General features: G+C 71.0%; 17 protein-coding genes. 7 read left to right on the top strand and 10 right to left on the bottom strand.

What is annotated here, in order from left to right; genetic code table 11:
• The first annotated feature begins 16 nt into the window (after positions 1 to 16).
• The 4 genes from ACTOWY_RS36855 (at position 17) to ACTOWY_RS36870 (ending at position 3,044) form a co-directional block, all read left to right on the top strand.
• On the top strand, positions 17 to 598 hold the full coding sequence (locus tag ACTOWY_RS36855; protein ID WP_441314213.1) for a DUF3558 domain-containing protein: 582 nt from the start codon (positions 17 to 19) through the stop codon (positions 596 to 598).
• 100 nt (positions 599 to 698) lie between these two features.
• Positions 699 to 1,085 carry a transcriptional regulator gene (locus tag ACTOWY_RS36860; protein WP_441314214.1) on the top strand — a complete coding sequence of 129 codons (387 nt, stop codon included), beginning with the start codon at positions 699 to 701 and terminating at the stop codon, positions 1,083 to 1,085.
• A 16-nt stretch (positions 1,086 to 1,101) separates the two neighbouring features.
• Entirely contained in the window at positions 1,102 to 2,253 is a 1,152-nt protein-coding gene (locus ACTOWY_RS36865) for a PPE domain-containing protein (protein WP_441314215.1), read from the top strand.
• On the top strand, positions 2,250 to 3,044 hold the full coding sequence (locus ACTOWY_RS36870) for an ESX secretion-associated protein EspG (RefSeq protein WP_441314216.1): 795 nt from the start codon (positions 2,250 to 2,252) through the stop codon (positions 3,042 to 3,044). Before ACTOWY_RS36865 ends, ACTOWY_RS36870 begins: the two co-directional genes overlap by 4 nt.
• Positions 3,045 to 3,194: 150 nt before the next feature.
• Here the strand turns inward: ACTOWY_RS36870 and glpD are convergent, their stop codons facing one another.
• Positions 3,195 to 4,937 (bottom strand): glycerol-3-phosphate dehydrogenase, encoded by a 1,743-nt coding sequence (gene glpD / locus ACTOWY_RS36875; protein ID WP_441314217.1) that lies wholly within the window; start codon positions 4,935 to 4,937, stop codon positions 3,195 to 3,197.
• A gap of 180 nt (positions 4,938 to 5,117) precedes the next feature.
• On the opposite strand from glpD, the gene ACTOWY_RS36880 reads away from it, so the two are divergent.
• Together ACTOWY_RS36880 and glpK are read left to right on the top strand one after the other, a co-directional pair.
• Positions 5,118 to 5,855, top strand: a complete 738-nt coding sequence (locus ACTOWY_RS36880; protein ID WP_441314218.1) for an MIP/aquaporin family protein — start codon at positions 5,118 to 5,120, stop codon at positions 5,853 to 5,855.
• Between the two features lie 30 nt (positions 5,856 to 5,885).
• Positions 5,886 to 7,406, top strand: coding sequence for a glycerol kinase GlpK (glpK, locus tag ACTOWY_RS36885; RefSeq protein WP_441314219.1), 1,521 nt, complete (start codon positions 5,886 to 5,888; stop codon positions 7,404 to 7,406).
• 103 nt (positions 7,407 to 7,509) lie between these two features.
• Here the strand turns inward: glpK and ACTOWY_RS36890 are convergent, their stop codons facing one another.
• From ACTOWY_RS36890 to ACTOWY_RS36910, 5 genes are all read right to left on the bottom strand, one after another.
• Positions 7,510 to 8,151 carry a class F sortase gene (locus tag ACTOWY_RS36890; protein ID WP_441314220.1) on the bottom strand — a complete coding sequence of 214 codons (642 nt, stop codon included), beginning with the start codon at positions 8,149 to 8,151 and terminating at the stop codon, positions 7,510 to 7,512.
• Positions 8,132 to 8,755: a hypothetical protein gene (locus ACTOWY_RS36895; RefSeq protein ID WP_441314221.1), complete on the bottom strand. Its 624-nt coding sequence runs from the start codon at positions 8,753 to 8,755 to the stop codon at positions 8,132 to 8,134. The genes ACTOWY_RS36890 and ACTOWY_RS36895 overlap by 20 nt, the downstream gene beginning before the upstream one ends.
• Before the next feature lie 179 nt (positions 8,756 to 8,934).
• Positions 8,935 to 9,540 carry a class F sortase gene (locus tag ACTOWY_RS36900; RefSeq protein ID WP_441314222.1) on the bottom strand — a complete coding sequence of 202 codons (606 nt, stop codon included), beginning with the start codon at positions 9,538 to 9,540 and terminating at the stop codon, positions 8,935 to 8,937.
• The gene (locus tag ACTOWY_RS36905) at positions 9,537 to 10,241 is read right to left on the bottom strand and encodes a hypothetical protein (protein WP_441314223.1); all 705 of its coding nucleotides are present in this window, start codon (positions 10,239 to 10,241) and stop codon (positions 9,537 to 9,539) included. The genes ACTOWY_RS36900 and ACTOWY_RS36905 overlap by 4 nt, the downstream gene beginning before the upstream one ends.
• A gap of 133 nt (positions 10,242 to 10,374) precedes the next feature.
• Positions 10,375 to 11,778 carry an NAD(P)H-quinone dehydrogenase gene (locus ACTOWY_RS36910; protein ID WP_247763294.1) on the bottom strand — a complete coding sequence of 468 codons (1,404 nt, stop codon included), beginning with the start codon at positions 11,776 to 11,778 and terminating at the stop codon, positions 10,375 to 10,377.
• Between the two features lie 135 nt (positions 11,779 to 11,913).
• On the opposite strand from ACTOWY_RS36910, the gene ACTOWY_RS36915 reads away from it, so the two are divergent.
• Positions 11,914 to 12,375 (top strand): gamma-glutamylcyclotransferase family protein, encoded by a 462-nt coding sequence (locus ACTOWY_RS36915; protein ID WP_441314224.1) that lies wholly within the window; start codon positions 11,914 to 11,916, stop codon positions 12,373 to 12,375.
• 73 nt (positions 12,376 to 12,448) lie between these two features.
• Here ACTOWY_RS36915 and ACTOWY_RS36920 read toward each other — a convergent pair whose 3' ends face one another.
• The 4 genes from ACTOWY_RS36920 to ACTOWY_RS36935 all read right to left on the bottom strand — a co-directional run bounded on the left by ACTOWY_RS36920 (position 12,449) and on the right by ACTOWY_RS36935 (position 16,519).
• Entirely contained in the window at positions 12,449 to 13,348 is a 900-nt protein-coding gene (locus ACTOWY_RS36920; protein WP_441314225.1) for a hypothetical protein, read from the bottom strand.
• 154 nt (positions 13,349 to 13,502) lie between these two features.
• Complete coding sequence (locus tag ACTOWY_RS36925) at positions 13,503 to 14,789, bottom strand: M20 family metallopeptidase (protein WP_441314226.1); 1,287 nt, start codon at positions 14,787 to 14,789, stop codon at positions 13,503 to 13,505.
• Positions 14,786 to 15,985 (bottom strand): M20 family metallopeptidase, encoded by a 1,200-nt coding sequence (locus tag ACTOWY_RS36930; RefSeq protein ID WP_441314227.1) that lies wholly within the window; start codon positions 15,983 to 15,985, stop codon positions 14,786 to 14,788. Before ACTOWY_RS36930 ends, ACTOWY_RS36925 begins: the two co-directional genes overlap by 4 nt.
• Positions 15,986 to 16,210: 225 nt before the next feature.
• Entirely contained in the window at positions 16,211 to 16,519 is a 309-nt protein-coding gene (locus ACTOWY_RS36935; RefSeq protein WP_441314228.1) for a hypothetical protein, read from the bottom strand.
• Between the last annotated feature and the right edge of the window lie 98 nt (positions 16,520 to 16,617).

Raw genomic sequence — 16,617 nt, forward strand, 5'->3', positions numbered from 1 at the left:
GGCTAGCGTGCCCAGCATGTCGAGACCGCCCTGGCTCCCTGTGCTGCTGCTCGGCTGCCTCGCCATCGCCGCGTGCACGCCCCCGCCGCCGAAGCCCACCGCGCCCAACCCGCCACCGGTGGCGATCACCGCCCCGTCGATCTCGCTGCCGCCGCGCCCGCGCGAGATCAAACTCGATCGGGTGGACCCGTGCGCGCTGCTGACCACCCGCCAGCGCCGGACCCTTGGCATGGATCGCCCGCCGCTGGCCACCCGCTACCCGACCATGGGCAACGCCAAGGTGTGCGACTTCCGCGACTCCACCAGGGCGCTCACCGTGCGCATCGGCCTGGTCCTGGTGCAGGGCGTCGGGGTCTGGCTGGAGGAGACCGCCCAGGCCGACGTCAAGGCCGCCACCGTGGCGGAATTCCCCGCGGTGATCGTGCGCACCGCCGAGCAAACCCGCTTCTGCAACGTCGAGGTGGACGTGGCGCAGGGCCAGTTCCTGGACATCCAGTTCGGCGACGCGGGCAACGCGGCGCCGCCGAGCCTGGACGCGATGTGCGCATCCGCACAGGAGGTGGCGACCGCGGCCATGACCACCCTGATGGCCCGTTGACAGTTCACCGGTAGGTGGGATCGTTACGGAGACCACCCCAAGTGATCACTGTCGGTCGCTACAGTGGCCGCGCAAGGATTGTCCAGTTCGGGGAGACACCGTGCCGCGCACCAATTCCGCCAGTGGCGACGCAGTGCAGTCCGGTCTCGACGCCGTCAACGGCGGCGGATCGCGGGTCCGGGTCGAAGAGGCCGCCATCCCGACCATGCGCAAGGCGTTCCAGAAGGCGCTGGACAAGCTGACCCCGCAGATCGGGCACGCCCGCACCGACCTGCGGATGCGGCCATGGGCCGGTGATCCGGTGAGCGATGAGGCCGCGCAGAAGTTCAACGACCGCTCCATGGACGGCGGCGATGCCGCGCTCAGTGCCCTGGAGGGCTACCAGCAGCAGCTGCAGACCGCGGTCCGGGCACTCCAGGAAGTCGAGTACGAGTACCGCGCCACCGAGCGCGGGAACGCCGACTCGGTGCGCACCAGCGGCTGCTGAGTGAGGGGGGCGAGGAATGAGTGACCACCGCTGGCAGGGCTACTCGCACGCGGAGCTGTACGGACAGCTGCACAACGGACCGGGGCCTGCCGCCTCGGCCGCCTCGATCACCCGCTGGTCGGACATGTCCGCGGCGCTGGCCGACATCGACGCCGACATCAAGCAGGCCCTTGGCAACTCCAGGGCGGACTGGACCGGCAAGGCCGCCGACGCCGCCGACGCCGCGCTGCATCCGCTGGCCCAGTGGGCCAGGGACGCGCAGGCGGGCGCCGAGGTGATGCGGGTGTCCGCGGAACTCCAGGCCGAGTACGTGGGCAAGGCCCGCGCCGACATGCCCGCGCCGAAGGAGGTCAGCGCGGAGAAGCCGAACCCGTTGGTCACCGGTGTGGTGCACCTCTTCGGCGGGCAGACCGACTACGAGATCCAGGAGGCGGCGCAGAGCGCGGCCGAGCAGCGGGCCTTCGAGGTGATGGAGGTCTACCAGACCACCACCGCGGCCAACGTGTCCACGCTGGGCCAGTTCAGCAAGCCGCCGGAACTGCACCTGGACACCGGCCACGGCAGCCCGCAGAGCAGCGGCCCGATCGGCGCCACCGCGCCACCCCCGGCCCGGCCCCGCCCGATCCCCCCGGCCCGCAGCGCCCCCAGCCCGGTCAGCGGCCGTTCCGGCTCCGCACCGGTGCCCGCCCCGCCCCGCCCCGGCGCACCCGTGTCCACCGGCAGCAGCAGCACCACCACTCCGGTCGGGCCGGGCACCCGGCTCAGCGGCGTCACCCCGGCTCCGGCCACCCCCGCGCCCAGCCCCGGCACCGGCGCCACCGCGCCCTCCGGCACCGGCACCACTCCGGCGCCCGCCCGCGGGCTGCCGCACTCTCGCGTCGAGAGCACCACCTCCTCGGCCGCGACCACCCGCCCCGGTCCGCAGCACCGGCCGGCCTGGGACGCGGCCGAGGCCACCCACCTCGCCGAGTCCCGCCGCGGCGGTGCCGCCCCGGACGGCGTGCTCGGCCTCGACCCGGAACCGGCTCCGGCCGCCCGCTCGGCCGCCGCGGCGCCGGCGGGCCGGGCCCGGCGCGAGGAGGACGGGGAACACCAGAGCTTCCTGGTCGAGGACGACGATGTCTTCGGCGACGCCCGCCAGTACGCGCCCCCGGTGATCGGCGAGTGACCCTGTTCGAGCAGGGCCTGCGGGAGCCGTTCGCGCTGACCGCGCTGGAGTTCGACGTGCTGTGGCAGCACCTCGGCCTCGGCCAGCCACCACTGGTGATCAAGGTGCCCTCGCCCGGCCGCACGCACACCGAGCGGGCCGGGCTGGAACGAGCGGCCTGGGACGCGCTGGAGTCCCGTGGCCTGGGCCGCCCGGTCGCGGTGGACGCCGAACTCTCCGCGCTGCTGCACCTGCTCGCCGATCCGGCTCGTGAGGTGGACGGCAGGCTGTGGCTGGGCCGCAGCGTGCGGGTACTGGCCGCCGCGCGCGAGGAGGAGGGCGCGCTGGCCGTGCTGGACTCCGGGCAGCTCACCGTCAAGGCCGTCTCCGGCCTGAGCCTGCCCCGCGAGGCCATCGCCGTGCTACGCCCGCTGCCCGCGGGCCCCGGCCGCTCGGTCACCCTGCCCAGCGCCGACCTGGACGCCGCCGCCGCGGCCGCGGGCAACGCCGCGGACCGACTGGGCCCGGAACTGATCGAACGCGGCATCCGCCCGGAGGACGCCCAGGTCATCACCGAGATGACCAAGGACGCCGGCGACCTCGGCCAGTTCGGCGTGGCCGCCAAGGAACAGTGGGCCCGCCGCCGCCGCGCAGACCGGGTGATCGGCTTCTTCGACACCCCGGCAGGCCGCTACCTGCAAACCCGCCGCAGCCAGGACGGCGGCGCCGCCTGGAGCACCATCGCCCCGGTCGACACCCGCCGCCTCACCCAGCACCTCGAAGAGGTCCTCACCGACCTCCTCACCCCCTGACCCACAACAGCCAACGTGCCGTACAACAACGGCCAACACACCGTCCCAGAACGGCCAACACTCGCGGAGGTTCAAACCCCTCCGCGAGTGTTGGCCGTTGTTGTACCGAGTGTTGGCCGTTGTTGTACGCCGGGTTGGCCGTTGTGGGCGTTAGCTGACTGGTTCGATGACCTCGGGGCGGGCTTCCGGGGCGGCTGAGCGCCGGGCGTCGGCGGCCTGGTCGTCCGGCTGGGTCTGCGAGTCCCGTTCGGCCTCGACCCTGGCGGTGTAGACCTCGATCTCGTGCGCTACCCGCTTGTCGTCCCAGCCGTGCACCCCGGCCATCAGCTTCGCCGCGGCCTCCGCGCTCTCCACACCGCGGTGCGGGTACTCGATGGAGATCCGGGTGCGCCGGGTCAGCGCGTCCTCCAGGTGCAGCGCGCCCTCGCAGGCGGCCGCGTAGACGATCTCGACCTGGAGGTAGTCCGGCGCGCCGGCCAGCGGGCGGAGCAGCTCCGGATTGCCGTCGGCGGTGGCCAGCACCTGGTGCACCAGCGAGCCGTAGCGGTCCAGCAGGTGCCGCACCCGGTAGGGGTGCAGGCCGTGCTTGGCGCCGAGCTGGTCGGCCTGGTTCACCAGCGCGTGGTACCCGTCCGCGCCCAGCAGCGGCACCTTGTCGGTGATCGAGGACATGATCCGGCCGGGCAGGTCGGGACTGGCCGCGTCGATCGCGTCCGCCGCCATCACCCGGTAGGTCGTGTACTTGCCACCGGCGATCGCCACCAGGCCGGGCGCGACCCTGGCCACCGCGTGTTCCCTGGAGAGCTTGGAGGTGTCCTCGCTCTCCCCGGACAGCAGCGGCCGCAGGCCCGCGTACACACCCTCGATGTCGTCATTGGTCAGCGGCGTGGCCAGGACCTTGTTGACGTGGGTGAGGATGTAGTCGATGTCCTTCTTGGTGGCCGCCGGGTGCGCCAGGTCGAGGTTCCAGTCCGTGTCGGTGGTGCCCACGATCCAGTGGTTGCGCCACGGGATGACGAACAGCACGGACTTCTCGGTACGCAGGATCATGCCGCTCTCGGACACGATCCGGTCCCTGGGCACCACGATGTGCACGCCCTTGCTCGCGCGCACCCGGAACCGCCCTCGGGTGCCTGCCAGCCGCTGGATCTCATCCGTCCACACACCGGTGCAGTTGATCACCGCGTGCGCCTTGACCTCGATCTCCGCGCCGGTCTCCACATCGCGCACATGCACGCCGGCCACCCGGTCGGCCTCCCGGAGCATGCCGGTGACCTGGGTGGAGGTGCGCACCACCGCGCCGTAGTGGGCCGCGGTGCGGGCCACCGTCATGGTGTGCCTGGCGTCATCGGCCTGCGCGTCGTAGTAGCGGATGCCGCCGATCAGCGCGCTGCGCTTGAGCGCGGGGACCATCCGCAGCGCACCGGCCCTGGTCAGGTGCTTCTGACCGGGCACGGACTTGGAGCCGCCCATGGTGTCGTAGAGGAACAGCCCGGCCGCGGTGTAGGGGCGCTCCCAGATCCGCCTGGTCAGCGGGTAGAGGAAGCTCACCGGCTTCACCAGGTGCGGGGCGATCCGGGTGATCATCAGCTCCCGCTCCCGCAGGGCCTCCCGGACCAGGCCGAACTCCAGCTGTTCGAGGTAACGCAGGCCGCCGTGGAAGAGTTTGCTGGAACGGCTGGAGGTGCCAGAGGCCAGGTCCCGCGCCTCGACCAGGGCCACCCGCAGCCCGCGCGTGGCGGCGTCCAGGGCCGCGCCCGCGCCGGTCACGCCGCCGCCGATGATCACCACGTCGAAGTGCTCGGAACCCAGTCTGCGCCAGGCTTCCTGCCGTTCGGCCGGTCCCAAACGACCCTGCACGATCTCCGCGCTGCTCTCCTTGGCCTTGGCCACTGAACGTCGCCTCCCTGCTCGGCTTGGACGCGGGGCCTACGCTACCGGGCCACACGTGTCCACGTGCACTGACAGTAATAACGAAACTGTCCCGTTTCGAATTCTACCGTAGACAGTTGATCGGCCTCGGACTACGTTCCCGACCTCAGACGCAATGGAGCGGACTGAGGGAGGACGCGCATGTCCAGCGGAGCAATCTTCGTCTGGGAGCTGATCGGCACCGCGGTGCTGATTCTGCTCGGCGCCGGCGTGGTGGCCAACACCGTGCTGAAGAACTCACTGGGTAACAGTGGCGGCTGGCTGCTGATCAACTTCGGCTGGGGCTTCGCGGTCTTCGCCGGCGCCAGCATCGCGGCCCCGAGTGGCGCGCACCTCAACCCGGCGGTGACCCTCGGCCTGGCCACCGCGGGCAAACTCGACTGGGCGCTGGTGCCGGTGTACTTCGGCGCCCAGCTGCTCGGCGCCTTCATCGGCGCGGTGCTCTGCTGGCTGGCCTACAAACTCCAGTTCGACACGCACGACGACCCCGGCGGCACGCTCGGCATCTTCTCCACCGGCCCGACCGTGGACAACAAGCTCTGGAACACCGTCACCGAGGTCATCGGCACCTTCGTGCTGGTGCTGTGGATCCTGTTGAGCCCCAGCGCCAAGGCCGCCACCGAAGGGGTGCCGCAGTTCGGCAACTCCGCGCTGGGCTACGCCGCGGTGATGTTCGTGGTCGTCGGTATCGGCGCCTCGCTCGGCGGCCCGACCGGCTACGCCATCAACCCGGCCCGCGACCTCGGCCCCCGGATCGCCTACGCGCTGCTGCCGATCAAGGGCAAGGGCGGCGCGAACTGGGGCTATTCCTGGGTTCCTGTCGTCGGTCCGCTCATTGGCGCGGTGCTCGCCGGCCTCCTGTCCCTCGCACTGGCCTGATCCACGTCCACACGAAAGGCAAGCAGCATCATGTCCGCTGAGAAGCGCTATGTGGCCGCCATCGACCAGGGCACGACCTCCACGCGTTGCATGGTCTTCGACCACTCCGGCCGGGTGGTCTCGGTCGTCCAGACCGAACACGAGCAGATCTTCCCCAAGGCAGGCTGGGTCGAGCACAACGCCGAGGAGATCTGGGAGAACACCCGCAAGGTGTGCGGGGGCGCGCTGGCCAAGGCCGACATCCAGAACTCCGAGATCGCCGCGGTCGGCATCACCAACCAGCGCGAGACCGCGGTGGTGTGGGACAAGGCCACCGGCAAGCCGGTGTACAACGCGATCGTCTGGCAGGACACCCGCACCGACGCGATCTGCGACTCGCTGGCCGCGCTCGGCGGCGGTCAGGAGCGCTACCGCTCCCGCACCGGCCTGCCGCTGGCCACCTACTTCTCCGGCCCCAAGATCCGCTGGATCCTGGACAACGTCGAGGGCGCCAGGGCCAAGGCCGAGGCGGGCGAACTGCTCTTCGGCAACATGGACACCTGGGTGCTGTGGAACATGACCGGCGGCCCGGACGGCGGTCTGCACTACACCGACCCGACGAATGCCTCCCGCACCCTGCTGATGGACCTGGACACCCTGAACTGGGACGAGGAGATCTGCGGCGAGATGCGGATCCCGCTCTCCATGCTGCCGGAGATCCGCTCCTCCTCCGAGGAGTACGGCAAGGTCCGGGAGCGCGGCGTGCTGGCCGGAGTGCCGATCGCGGGCATCCTCGGCGACCAGCAGGCGGCCACCTTCGGCCAGGCCTGCCTGTCCCCCGGCGAGGCCAAGAACACCTACGGCACCGGCAACTTCGTGCTGCTCAACACCGGCAACGAGAAGGTGATGAGCGAGAACGGGCTGCTCACCACGGTCTGCTACAAGATCGGCGAGAACGCCCCGGTCTACGCCCTGGAGGGCTCGATCGCGGTCACCGGCTCGCTGGTGCAGTGGCTGCGGGACAACCTGGGCCTGATCAGTTCGGCCGCGGAGATCGAGACCCTGGCCAAGGGTGTGGAGGACAACGGCGGCGCGTACTTCGTGCCCGCCTTCTCCGGCCTGTTCGCGCCGTACTGGCGGGGCGACGCGCGCGGCGCGATCGTCGGCCTGACCCGGTTCGTGAACAAGGGCCACCTGGCCCGCGCCGCGCTGGAGGCCACCGCCTTCCAGACCCGCGAGGTCATCGACGCCATGAACGCCGACTCCGGCGTGCCGCTGACCTCGCTCAAGGTCGACGGCGGCATGGTGGTCAACGAGCTGCTCATGCAGTTCCAGGCGGACATCCTTGGTGTGCCGGTGATCCGGCCGGTGGTCAACGAGACCACCGCGCTGGGCGCGGCCTACGCGGCCGGGCTCGCGGTCGGCTTCTGGGCCGGTGAGGACGACATCCGGGCCAACTGGGCGCATGACAAGCAGTGGGACCCTGCGATGGACGAGACCCACCGCGACAAGCAGTACCGCAACTGGAAGAAGGCGGTCACCAAGACCTTCGACTGGGTCGAGGCCGACTGACCAACCGGTCTGACCGAACGCGAGAACGGGGCGTGCCGCTTGGGCACGCCCCGTTCTTTTCGCGGTGAAGTCGCCGCTGGGGGTCGGCGCTTCAGCGCGGGTCTCAGGCCACCAGCGTGGCGTAGACGATGGTGTTGTCCCGGTAGCTGCCCGCGGCGCGGTCGAAACTGCCGCCGCAGGTGATCAACCGGAGTTCCGGGCTGGTGGTGTTGCCGTAGACCTCATCGGTCGGGAAGTCGGACTTGGGCACCTGTGCCGAACGCCGCACCACGAACTTCGCGGTGCTGCCGTCGGCCCGTTTGACCAGGATCTCGTCGCCCGGCTTCAGCTCGCGCAGCTTGTAGAAGATGCCCGGCTTCTTCGCCCCGTCGATGTGCCCGAGGATCACCGCCGGTCCCTGCTCGCCGGGCGTCGGACCCTTGGCGTACCAGCCCGCCTGCATGGGCTGGCTCACCGGCGGCACCTGCACGGTGCCGTCCTTGTTCAGGCCCAGCTTGCTCAGCGAGGACCTGGCCCCGATCTTGGGGATCTCGATGGAGACCGGGTCGGATTTCCGCATGGGCTTGCCCGGCGTGCCCGCGACCGGCTGGCCGCCAGCGGGATCGTGGGCTGCCTCGGCGAACACCTGACCCCAGAGGTCCCGTGCGCCACCGCTGAGGAGCACCGCCCCGCCGGCGAGCAGCAGTACGGACAGGACCGCGGCGAAGACACGGCCGCCCCGCCGATCAGCCCTGCGCGGACGCACGACGCCGCCGCAGCGCCCACACGCCGAAGCCGGCCCCGGCGGCCAGCGCGGCCGCGCCACCGGCGATGGCCAGGCCCTCGCCGCCACCGTCCGCGGTGCCGCCGCCACCGGTCTCCGGCGCGCCCTTGGGGGTCTTGGCGCTGGTGGAGGTGGTCGGCGCGGTGGTGCTCGGCTTCGGCCGGGCCGAGGTGCTCGAGGGCACCGGCTTGGCCGTGGTGGGCCGGACGCTCGGCTCGGTGGGCTTGCTGGGTTCGGTCCCGGTGGCCGAGACGGCGAACTTGGTGTTGCTGGTCTGGTCCTGGCAGGCGAAGGAGACCTCGTACGGACCGGGCTGCGCGTCCTTCTTCACATTCGCCGACCACTTGGCGATCAGGGTCTTGCCGTCATAGCTGACCCGCTTCACGTTCTCCAGCACCGCGGCGCTCGGCTCGCGGAAGTTGGAGGTGAGCCCGCATTCGGTGGTGATCTCCACCCGGCTGCCCGGCCGCACATCCGTGGCGGACATGCTGATGCTCGGAACCGCGGCCAACGCGATCGGCGCCGCGATGAGCACGCCGGTCGCACCCAGTGCGGAACCGGCGGCAAGAATGCGACCAATACCCATTGTTACTACCCCTATTCCCCGACTTGTCCCAGTGGCGGGCAGTTCGCCTGCCTACACCACCTAAGACGCCAGGGCCGCCACTGGGTTGCCTGGATCGGCGCTGGTCAGCGACCTATGACCAGATGGCCATTCTTCGAGCATCCAGGCAACCCCGACGTTGATCGAACGTCCTACGCGGACTATTCGACCATGGTTGCATACACGATGATGTTGTCCTGATAACTGCGCGCACCCTTGTCGAATACCCCGCCACAGGTGATCAGGCGGAGTTCCGGACGGTCCGTGTCGCCGTAAACACGGTCCGTCGGAAAACCCTTCTTCGCGACCTGCTGGGTCTCGTGCACGACAAACCGGACGGTTTTCCCGTCCTGCCGGTCGATCAGGATCTCATCGCCGATGGCGACATCGCGCAGCTTGTAGAAGATGCCCGGTTTCCCGGCCCCGTCCACATGGCCGAGCACGATCGCGGGCCCCTTCTCCCCCGGGGTCGGCGCGCCGTCGTACCACCCGGCCTGCATTGGCTGGGTGACCGGCGGCACCTGCACGGTCTGGTCCTTGTTCAGGCCCAGCGACACCAGGCTGGAGTCCGCGCCGATCCTGGGCACCCGCACCCTGGTGGGCGTGGATCTGGCCAGCGCGGCCACCTCGGTGGTCTCCGGCGGCGCGGACGCGCTGCTCCCGGCCGGTGCGGCAGGCGGCGGTCCCGCGGCCGGCGCGGGCGCACCGCAGCCGGTCAGCAGGACCATCGCGGCCAGCACCAACCCGGCCGCACCGACCTTGCTCACGCCGGTCCACCCCCTCCGGTCTCCACGCCGCCCACCGGCTTGATCCGCACCTGCCCGCCACTCACCGGCGGTGGCGGCTGCTGGCCGGGCGGGGCCTCGACGGTGAAGAACACCGTACGGCTGGTCCCGCCACAGCGGAACGACACCTGGTAGCGACCGGGTTTGACGCCCGTCCTGACCTTGGTCTCGAAGGTCTGCTCGTACGCGGTGCCGGTCCAGCGCGTCATCGGCTCCAGCGCGGCCGAGACCGGCGCCGTGTTCGGATTGTTGGCCTTGTAGCAGGTCCGCACGACCTTGACCTGCTCGCCGGTCCGGCCCAGGCCCGGACTGACCTGCAACCGCACCTGGCCGATGGTCTGCGGCGGCTGCACGGTCACCTGCTGGGTGCGGCTGACCGCGCCGCAGCCGTAGCTGACGATGTGTGTGGACCCGGCGGTCAGGCCCTTGGCCAGGTTCCCGGTGCCGAAGCCCCAGGTCGGATCGGCCGGAGTGGATGTCAGTGGCACCGGCTCGGTGAACAGCGTCGAACGCACCGGCTGCCAGTCCTTGTCCGCGCACACCACGTTGAGCGAGATGTGCCCGGCGCCGAGGTAGATCACCGGCAGGTGCAGCACCGGCTCGGCGCCCGCCACCGCGGGCCCCGCGGCCAGCCCGGTCAACAGCGCCGCGGCCGCCAGCACTCCCATGGTCCGTGCCCTCATGACGAACCGCCCCAACACTCGCGCGTGTCGCATGCAGTGCCTCCCTCATCAGCGAGTGATGTAGGGGACACGCGTGAGTGCCGGTATTCGTTGTCCGCGGTGACCAGGTCGAGACCTGGTGTCTGGAGTCCGCTCAGTCGAGGTCGTCGTGCCGCATCAGCTTGCGCCCGGCCTCGGTGATCGAACCGGACAGCGAGGGGTAGACCGAGAAGGTGTAGGCCAGGTGCTCCACGGTGAGCTGGTTCTGCACCGCCAGCGCGATCGGCGTGATCAGCTCACTGGCCACCGGGGCCACCACCACGCCGCCGATGACCACACCGGTGGCCGGGCGGCAGAACAGCTTCACGAAGCCGCGGCGCAGGCCCTCCATCTTGGCCCGCGCGTTGGTGGCCAGCGGCAGCATGATCGTGCGCGCGGGCACCTCGCCGGCGTCGATCGACTGCTGGCTGATGCCCACGGTGGCGATCTCCGGGTGGGTGAAGACGTTGGCCGCCACGGTTTTGAGCTTGATCGGCTGCACGCCCTGGCCCAGCGCGTGCCACATCGCGATCCGGCCCTGCATGGCCGCGACCGAGGCGAGCATCAGCAGTCCGGTGCAGTCACCGGCGGCGTAGATGCCCGGCACGGTGGTGCGGGAGACCCGGTCCACCGGCACGAACCCGCCGGGGCCCGCCTCGATGCCGACCTTGTCCAGGCCGATGTCGGCGGTGTTCGGGATCGAGCCCACGGTCATCAGCGCGTGGCTGGCCTCCACGGTGCGCCCGTCGGCCAGGAAGACCTTGACCCCGCCGGCGGTCCGCTCGACCTTGTCCGCCCGCGCGTGCTTGAACAGCGCGGTGCCCCGCTCGGTGAACACGTCCTCCAGCACCGCGGCCGCGTCGGCGTCCTCGTGCGGCAGGATGCGGTCCCGGCTGGAGACCACGGTGACCTTGACGCCCATCTCGGTGTAGGCGGAGGCGAACTCGGCGCCGGTGACCCCCGAGCCGATCACCACCAGGTGCTCGGGCAGCTGCGGCAGGTCGTAGATCTGCCGCCAGGTCAGGATGCGCTCGCCGTCGGGCTGGGCGCCGGGCAGGATCCGCGGGTTCGCGCCGGTGGCGATCAGCACCACATCGGCGGCCAGCTTCTCCACCGACCCGTCGGCCCCGCGCACCGCAACCCGGTGCTGGGCCAGACCGGGTGCGTCATCACACAGCCGGGCGTGCCCGTTCATGATCCGCACACCCTCACGCTGCACCCGCGCCCGGATGTCCGCGGACTGCGCCAGCGCGAGCCCCTTGACCCGACCGTGCACCACGGGCAGCTCGATCCCGGTGGGACCGTCCCCGGTGTTGATGCCGAGTTCGGGCCCGTTGCGGAAGGCGGAGCGGGCGCCCGCGGAGGCGATGAAGGTCTTGGAGGGCACGCAGTCGTACAGCACACAGGCGCCGCCGAGGCCGTCGCTCTCCACCAGGGTGACGTCGGCTCCGTGCTGGGCGCCGACCAGCGCGGCCTCGTATCCGGCCGGCCCGCCTCCCATGATCACGATGCGGGTCACGGGGGTCCTCCTGTGGTGGGTGGTGCGGTCAGGTTGTCGGCGGGTCCAACCGTACGCGCTACCCGTCCGGGGTCAGTTCGGAGGCTGTGCGCACGGCGCGTCCCGATGGCGCGGGCGGGTCGCTAGGCTAGGGCCGTGCCGCTCTATGCCGCTTACGGGTCCAACATGGATCCGGACCAGATGACGGAGCGCGCTCCGCACTCGCCGATGGCCGGTACGGGGTGGCTCGTCGGCTGGCGAATGACCTTCGGAGGCGAAGACCTCGGCTGGGAGGGCGCGCTCTCCACCATCGTCGAGGATCCCGGCAGCCAGGTCTTCGTGGTCCTCTACGACGTCATCACCGACGAGGACCGCCTGGACCGCTGGGAAGGCGCCGAACTGGGCCTCTACAAGAAAATCCGCCTCCGCGTGCAGACCCTGGAGGGCTCGGTCCTGGCCTGGCTCTACGTCCTGGACGCCTACGAGGGCGGCCTCCCCTCGGCCCGCTACGTCGGCGTGGTCGCCGACGCCGCCGAAGCCGCGGGAGCCCCAGCCGACTACGTCAACGACCTCCGCACCCGCCCCTGCAACGGCATAGGCCCCAACAACAACAACTGACCCCACCCGCGTGTTGGCCGATCTCGTACGGCGAGTTGGCCGATCTCGTACCGGGTCTTGGCCGTTGTGGACGTCATGTTGGCCGTTCCCTGCGCGCGAAGGCCGCCCGGAGCCGCTCGAACAGCGCCTCCGGCGACCGGAGGTCCCGCGCGCCGGCTCGTACCGTGATCCAGCCCCGCCCTGCCATCCGCTCGTCTCGATCGGCATCCTGCTCAGCCCGGCTCTCGTGCGCCTCGAACCCGTCGTACTCCAGCGCTATCCGGTGCCGCGTCCAGGCGAAGTCCAGCCTGCACACCACCCTGCCGTCCAGGTCCAGGATCTCGTGCTGGAGATCCGGAATCGGGAACTGGCCGTCGAGCACGAGGGTCAGCAGCATCAAGCTCTCCGCGGGTGACTCCGGCAACCCGGTGGCCAGCTCGAGCAGCAGGAGGGCCCGCCGCACCCCTCGGGGATCGTCCCTGGCCCGCAAGCGGGTGTCGATCTCCCGCCGAAGCTCCTCCTGGAGTCCCTGCGGCAGCGATCGGAACGCCTGATCGGCGCAGGCGAACCCGGCCCGGTGCGCCCGGCCGCACAGCAAGTCGGCGAGCACGTACTCCGGTGCGAGCACCCGCAGGTCGTCCAGCACGACGACGTCCTCCGGCGTGAACCGGTCGTGGTGCACGACCAGCCCCGGCCGGTTCTTGGCCCAGCGCGAGTACGGCACCGTGACGTGCACAGCTGAGCTGGTCAACGGGGTCCACCCGTACACCTCGGCGGCGGTCGGCCCGCTCAGCGCGGCCTCCGGACCGGCCAGCAGCAAGGCGGCCCTGGCTCTGGTCCGAGGGTCGTGTGCACGGGTGACGGGCACGAACAAGTTCCGCCAGATCCGGGTCAGCCAGCCGGAGTTCAGCGCGGTGCGCAGGCCGCGTTCGCCGAGGGCGGCGACGGCCTGCGCGCGGGTACAGGGGACAGGGAGCGGGATGGTCGCGGGCATGCCATGACGATCGACGCTGACCCGGGGTGCGGGCCAGCCGTCACTCGACGAGCTGTGGATAACTGCCCGGTTGTGGACAACTCCGTCCCACATCGGCCAAGACCCCGTACAAGTTCGGCCAACTCACCGTACGAGATCGGCCAACACGGGTGGGTTAGGACTGGAGGGAGTCGAGGGCGGCTTGGGTGAGGATGCGGATGCCGACGGGGAGCGCGCGCTCGTCCAGGTCGAAGGTGGGTTGGTGGAGGTCCTTCTGCGGGCCCTGGCCGGACCAGACGCCCAGGCGGGCGAAGGAGCCGGGCACGTGTTCCAGGTACCAGGCGAAGTCCTCGCCGCCGGAGGACTGCTCGGTGCCGGTGATGGCGTCCTCGCCGAGCGCGGTCTGGGTGGCCGTGCGCAGCAGGCGGGTGCTCTCCCGGTCGTTGACCACCGGCGGCACGCCGCGGCGGTGCAGCAGGTCGAAACCGATGCCCAGCGGGGCCAGCAGAGCGCCGACCAGATCGCGGACCACCGGTTCCAGCTCGGCCCAGGTGTCCCGGTCGCCGGTGCGCAGGGTGCCGCGCAGCAGACCGTCCTGCGGGATGGCGTTGGCCGCGTCGCCCGCGTGCACCGCGCCCCAGACCAGCACCGTGCCCGAACGCGGGTCGACCCGGCGGGTGAGCAGCTCGGGCAGCCGGGTGATCAGCGTGCCGAGGCCGTGCACCAGGTCGGCGGTCAGGTGCGGGCGGGAGGTGTGGCCGCCGGGCGAGGTCAGCCGGATCTCCAGCAGGTCGCTGGCGGAGGTGATCGCGCCGATCCGGGTGCCCAGCTTGCCCACCTGCAGCCGCGGCGCGCAGTGCAGGCCGAAGATCCGCTCCACGCCGTCGAGGCCACCGGCGGCCAGCACGTCCAGCGCGCCGCCGGGCATGACCTCCTCGGCGGGCTGGAAGATCAGCCGGACCCGGCCGGGCAGTGAATCGGCACTGGCCAGGGCCAGCGCGGTGCCCAGCAGCACGGTGGTGTGCGCGTCGTGCCCGCAGGCGTGCGAGACGCCGGGCACGGTGGAGGCGAAGGGCAGGCCGGTGTCCTCGGTCAGCGGCAGCGCGTCGATGTCGGCCCGCAGCGCGACGCAGCGCGAGCCACTGCCGACCTCGCAGATCAGGCCGGTGCCGCCGGGCAGCACCCTGGGCCGCAGGCCGGCGTTGGCCAGCTCGCGGAAGAGGAACTTGGTGGTGTTGTGCTCGTTGCGGGACAGCTCAGGGCTGGCGTGGATCTGCCGCCGCCAGGCCACCACCTGGGCGAGGTTCTTGCCCAGCCACTTGTCCAGCCAGGACGGTCCCCGTCCCGCGCCAAGATCCTCCACAGTGGACATGGTGCGGCCGGAGCCGGGGCTCAGCACGTCGATGGGTCCGCGGGACTCCGGTCCGAAGGGCGGGCCGGGTCGGGAATCCAGGACTGTCACGCCTCAAAACCTCCTGCCGTGGCTGGCACGGCAACGCGGCTGTTCACACGATCTGCGGTGTCCGCGAGCAGCCGGGCTCGCTGGGCATCATCCGCGGCGGCGGCCACCGCGGTCCAGGCCAGCGCGAGCGCGCCGTCCAGCACCGCCTTGTCCGCGGAGGGCGAGGCGCAGGCGGCCGCGAACTCCGGCTGGTGGTTCACCGAACTGCCACAGTCGATGGCGATCGTGGGATGGATGGCGGGCAACGCGTGGGTGATGTTGCCCATGTCGGTGCTGCCGGTCTGGCGGTTCGCCTCCTCGGCGGGGCTCAGCGGCTCCCGGCCCAGTTCCGTCACGGCAGCGCGGTACGCCAGGGCCAGCCACGGGTCCGGGGCCAGCTCGGCGTAGTTCGGGGACACCTGGGTGATCTCGTGCGCGCAGCCGGTGGCCACGGCGCCGGCCTCGAAGCACCGGCGGATCCGCTCGTCCAGGTGGCTCAGCGAGTCCATGTTCTCGGCTCGCAGGTAGAACAGCCCGGCGGTGCGCGCGGGCACGATGTTGGGCGCGGCGCCGCCGTGAGTGACGATGCCGTGCACCATCTGCCCGTGCTCCAGGTGCTGGCGCAGCAGACCGATGGAGACCTGGGCCACGGTCAGCGCGTCCGCGGCGTTCACGCCCAGGTGCGGCGCGGCGGCGGCGTGCGAGGCACGGCCGGTGTAGGCGACCTCGAGGTCGGTGATGGCCAGCGAGGAGCAGGCGCAGGTCTCGTGCGGGGCGGGGTGCACCATCATCGCCATCGACACCTCGTCGAAGGCCCCGCGCTCCAGCATCAGCACCTTGCCGCCACCGGCCTCCTCGGCCGGGGTGCCGAGCCGGTCGGCGACCTCGCGCAGGGCGAGCGCGGCGCCGACCGAGGAGGCGGCGATGATGTTGTGCCCGCAGGCGTGCCCGACCTCGGGCAGCGCGTCGTACTCCGCGCACAGCCCGACCACCAGCTCACCCGAGCCGTAGGTGGCGGTCAGCGCGGTGTCCAGGCCCGAGGTGCCACGTTCCACCTTGAAGCCCTCGCGGGCCATCAGCTCGGCGACCTTGTCGGCGCTGCGGTGCTCGGCGAAGGCCAGCTCGGGTTCGGCGTGAATGCTCCGGGAGAGCCCGACCAGCGCGTCCGAGTACCGCTCGACGGCGGAGCGGCACTGGACTTTGGTGTCGGTACTCATTTGCATCCAATCCTGCACTACCCGTTTTGGCCAAGATCCAAAGATCGACAACGAGCCGCCTGGCGGTTGGTTCGCTGCGCCGAGCGGAGCCGTGCCCTTCGGTCTGGCTGTACCCCGGTCCCGTCCATCGGAACGTGCCCACTCCACCACGTCAATGCGGACGAAGGGGTTTCGATCCGGCCTATCTCTTCTTCCGGCTAGGTAAAATACCAGGTCAGAGCGGGGTCACCCGGCGCTCTTACCCCACTTCTTGCGGTATTTCCGCCCGAAGAAGACGATCGCCAGCAGCAGCACCGCGATGATCGCGATGGTCACCCGGCGCTCGTTGTCGGCCTGCTGTTCCGGTGTGACCGGCGGCGCGGTGCTGGTCGAGGACGGGCTGGTGCCACTCGGCTTCGGCGGGCTCGGGGGCTGCTCTCCGGCGAGCACCCGGACCACGGCCACCGGCTCGGCCGCGGCGGCCGCGGTCGGCGTGGCCAGCAGCGCGAGCCCACCCAGCAGGGCGGCTACCACCGCGTTGGCCCGACCTCGCATCGTCGCCTCCCCTTCGGAGTGTGCACCGTCGAGAAGAGCATGCCCTGTCGCTCGGTCGACGGTCACCCCACCCGGGGGTCTTGGTGGCGGATCGTGAG

Origin of the sequence: Crossiella sp. CA198, from assembly GCF_052078295.1 — a bacterium.
In the GTDB taxonomy this organism is placed as follows: Bacteria; Actinomycetota; Actinomycetes; order Mycobacteriales; family Pseudonocardiaceae; genus Crossiella.

Excerpts from the sequence above, each read along its gene's own strand:
- ACTOWY_RS36855 (WP_441314213.1), top strand. The coding sequence starts at position 17 with ATGTCGAGACCGCCCTGGCTCCCTGTGCTGCTGCTCGGCTGCCTCGCC.
- ACTOWY_RS36895 (WP_441314221.1), bottom strand. The coding sequence starts at position 8,755 with ATGGGTATTGGTCGCATTCTTGCCGCCGGTTCCGCACTGGGTGCGACC.
- ACTOWY_RS36920 (WP_441314225.1), bottom strand. The coding sequence starts at position 13,348 with ATGCCCGCGACCATCCCGCTCCCTGTCCCCTGTACCCGCGCGCAGGCC.
- ACTOWY_RS36880 (WP_441314218.1), top strand. The coding sequence starts at position 5,118 with ATGTCCAGCGGAGCAATCTTCGTCTGGGAGCTGATCGGCACCGCGGTG.
- ACTOWY_RS36930 (WP_441314227.1), bottom strand. The coding sequence starts at position 15,985 with ATGAGTACCGACACCAAAGTCCAGTGCCGCTCCGCCGTCGAGCGGTAC.
- ACTOWY_RS36905 (WP_441314223.1), bottom strand. The coding sequence starts at position 10,241 with ATGAGGGCACGGACCATGGGAGTGCTGGCGGCCGCGGCGCTGTTGACC.
- ACTOWY_RS36865 (WP_441314215.1), top strand. The coding sequence starts at position 1,102 with ATGAGTGACCACCGCTGGCAGGGCTACTCGCACGCGGAGCTGTACGGA.
- glpK (WP_441314219.1), top strand. The coding sequence starts at position 5,886 with ATGTCCGCTGAGAAGCGCTATGTGGCCGCCATCGACCAGGGCACGACC.
- ACTOWY_RS36935 (WP_441314228.1), bottom strand. The coding sequence starts at position 16,519 with ATGCGAGGTCGGGCCAACGCGGTGGTAGCCGCCCTGCTGGGTGGGCTC.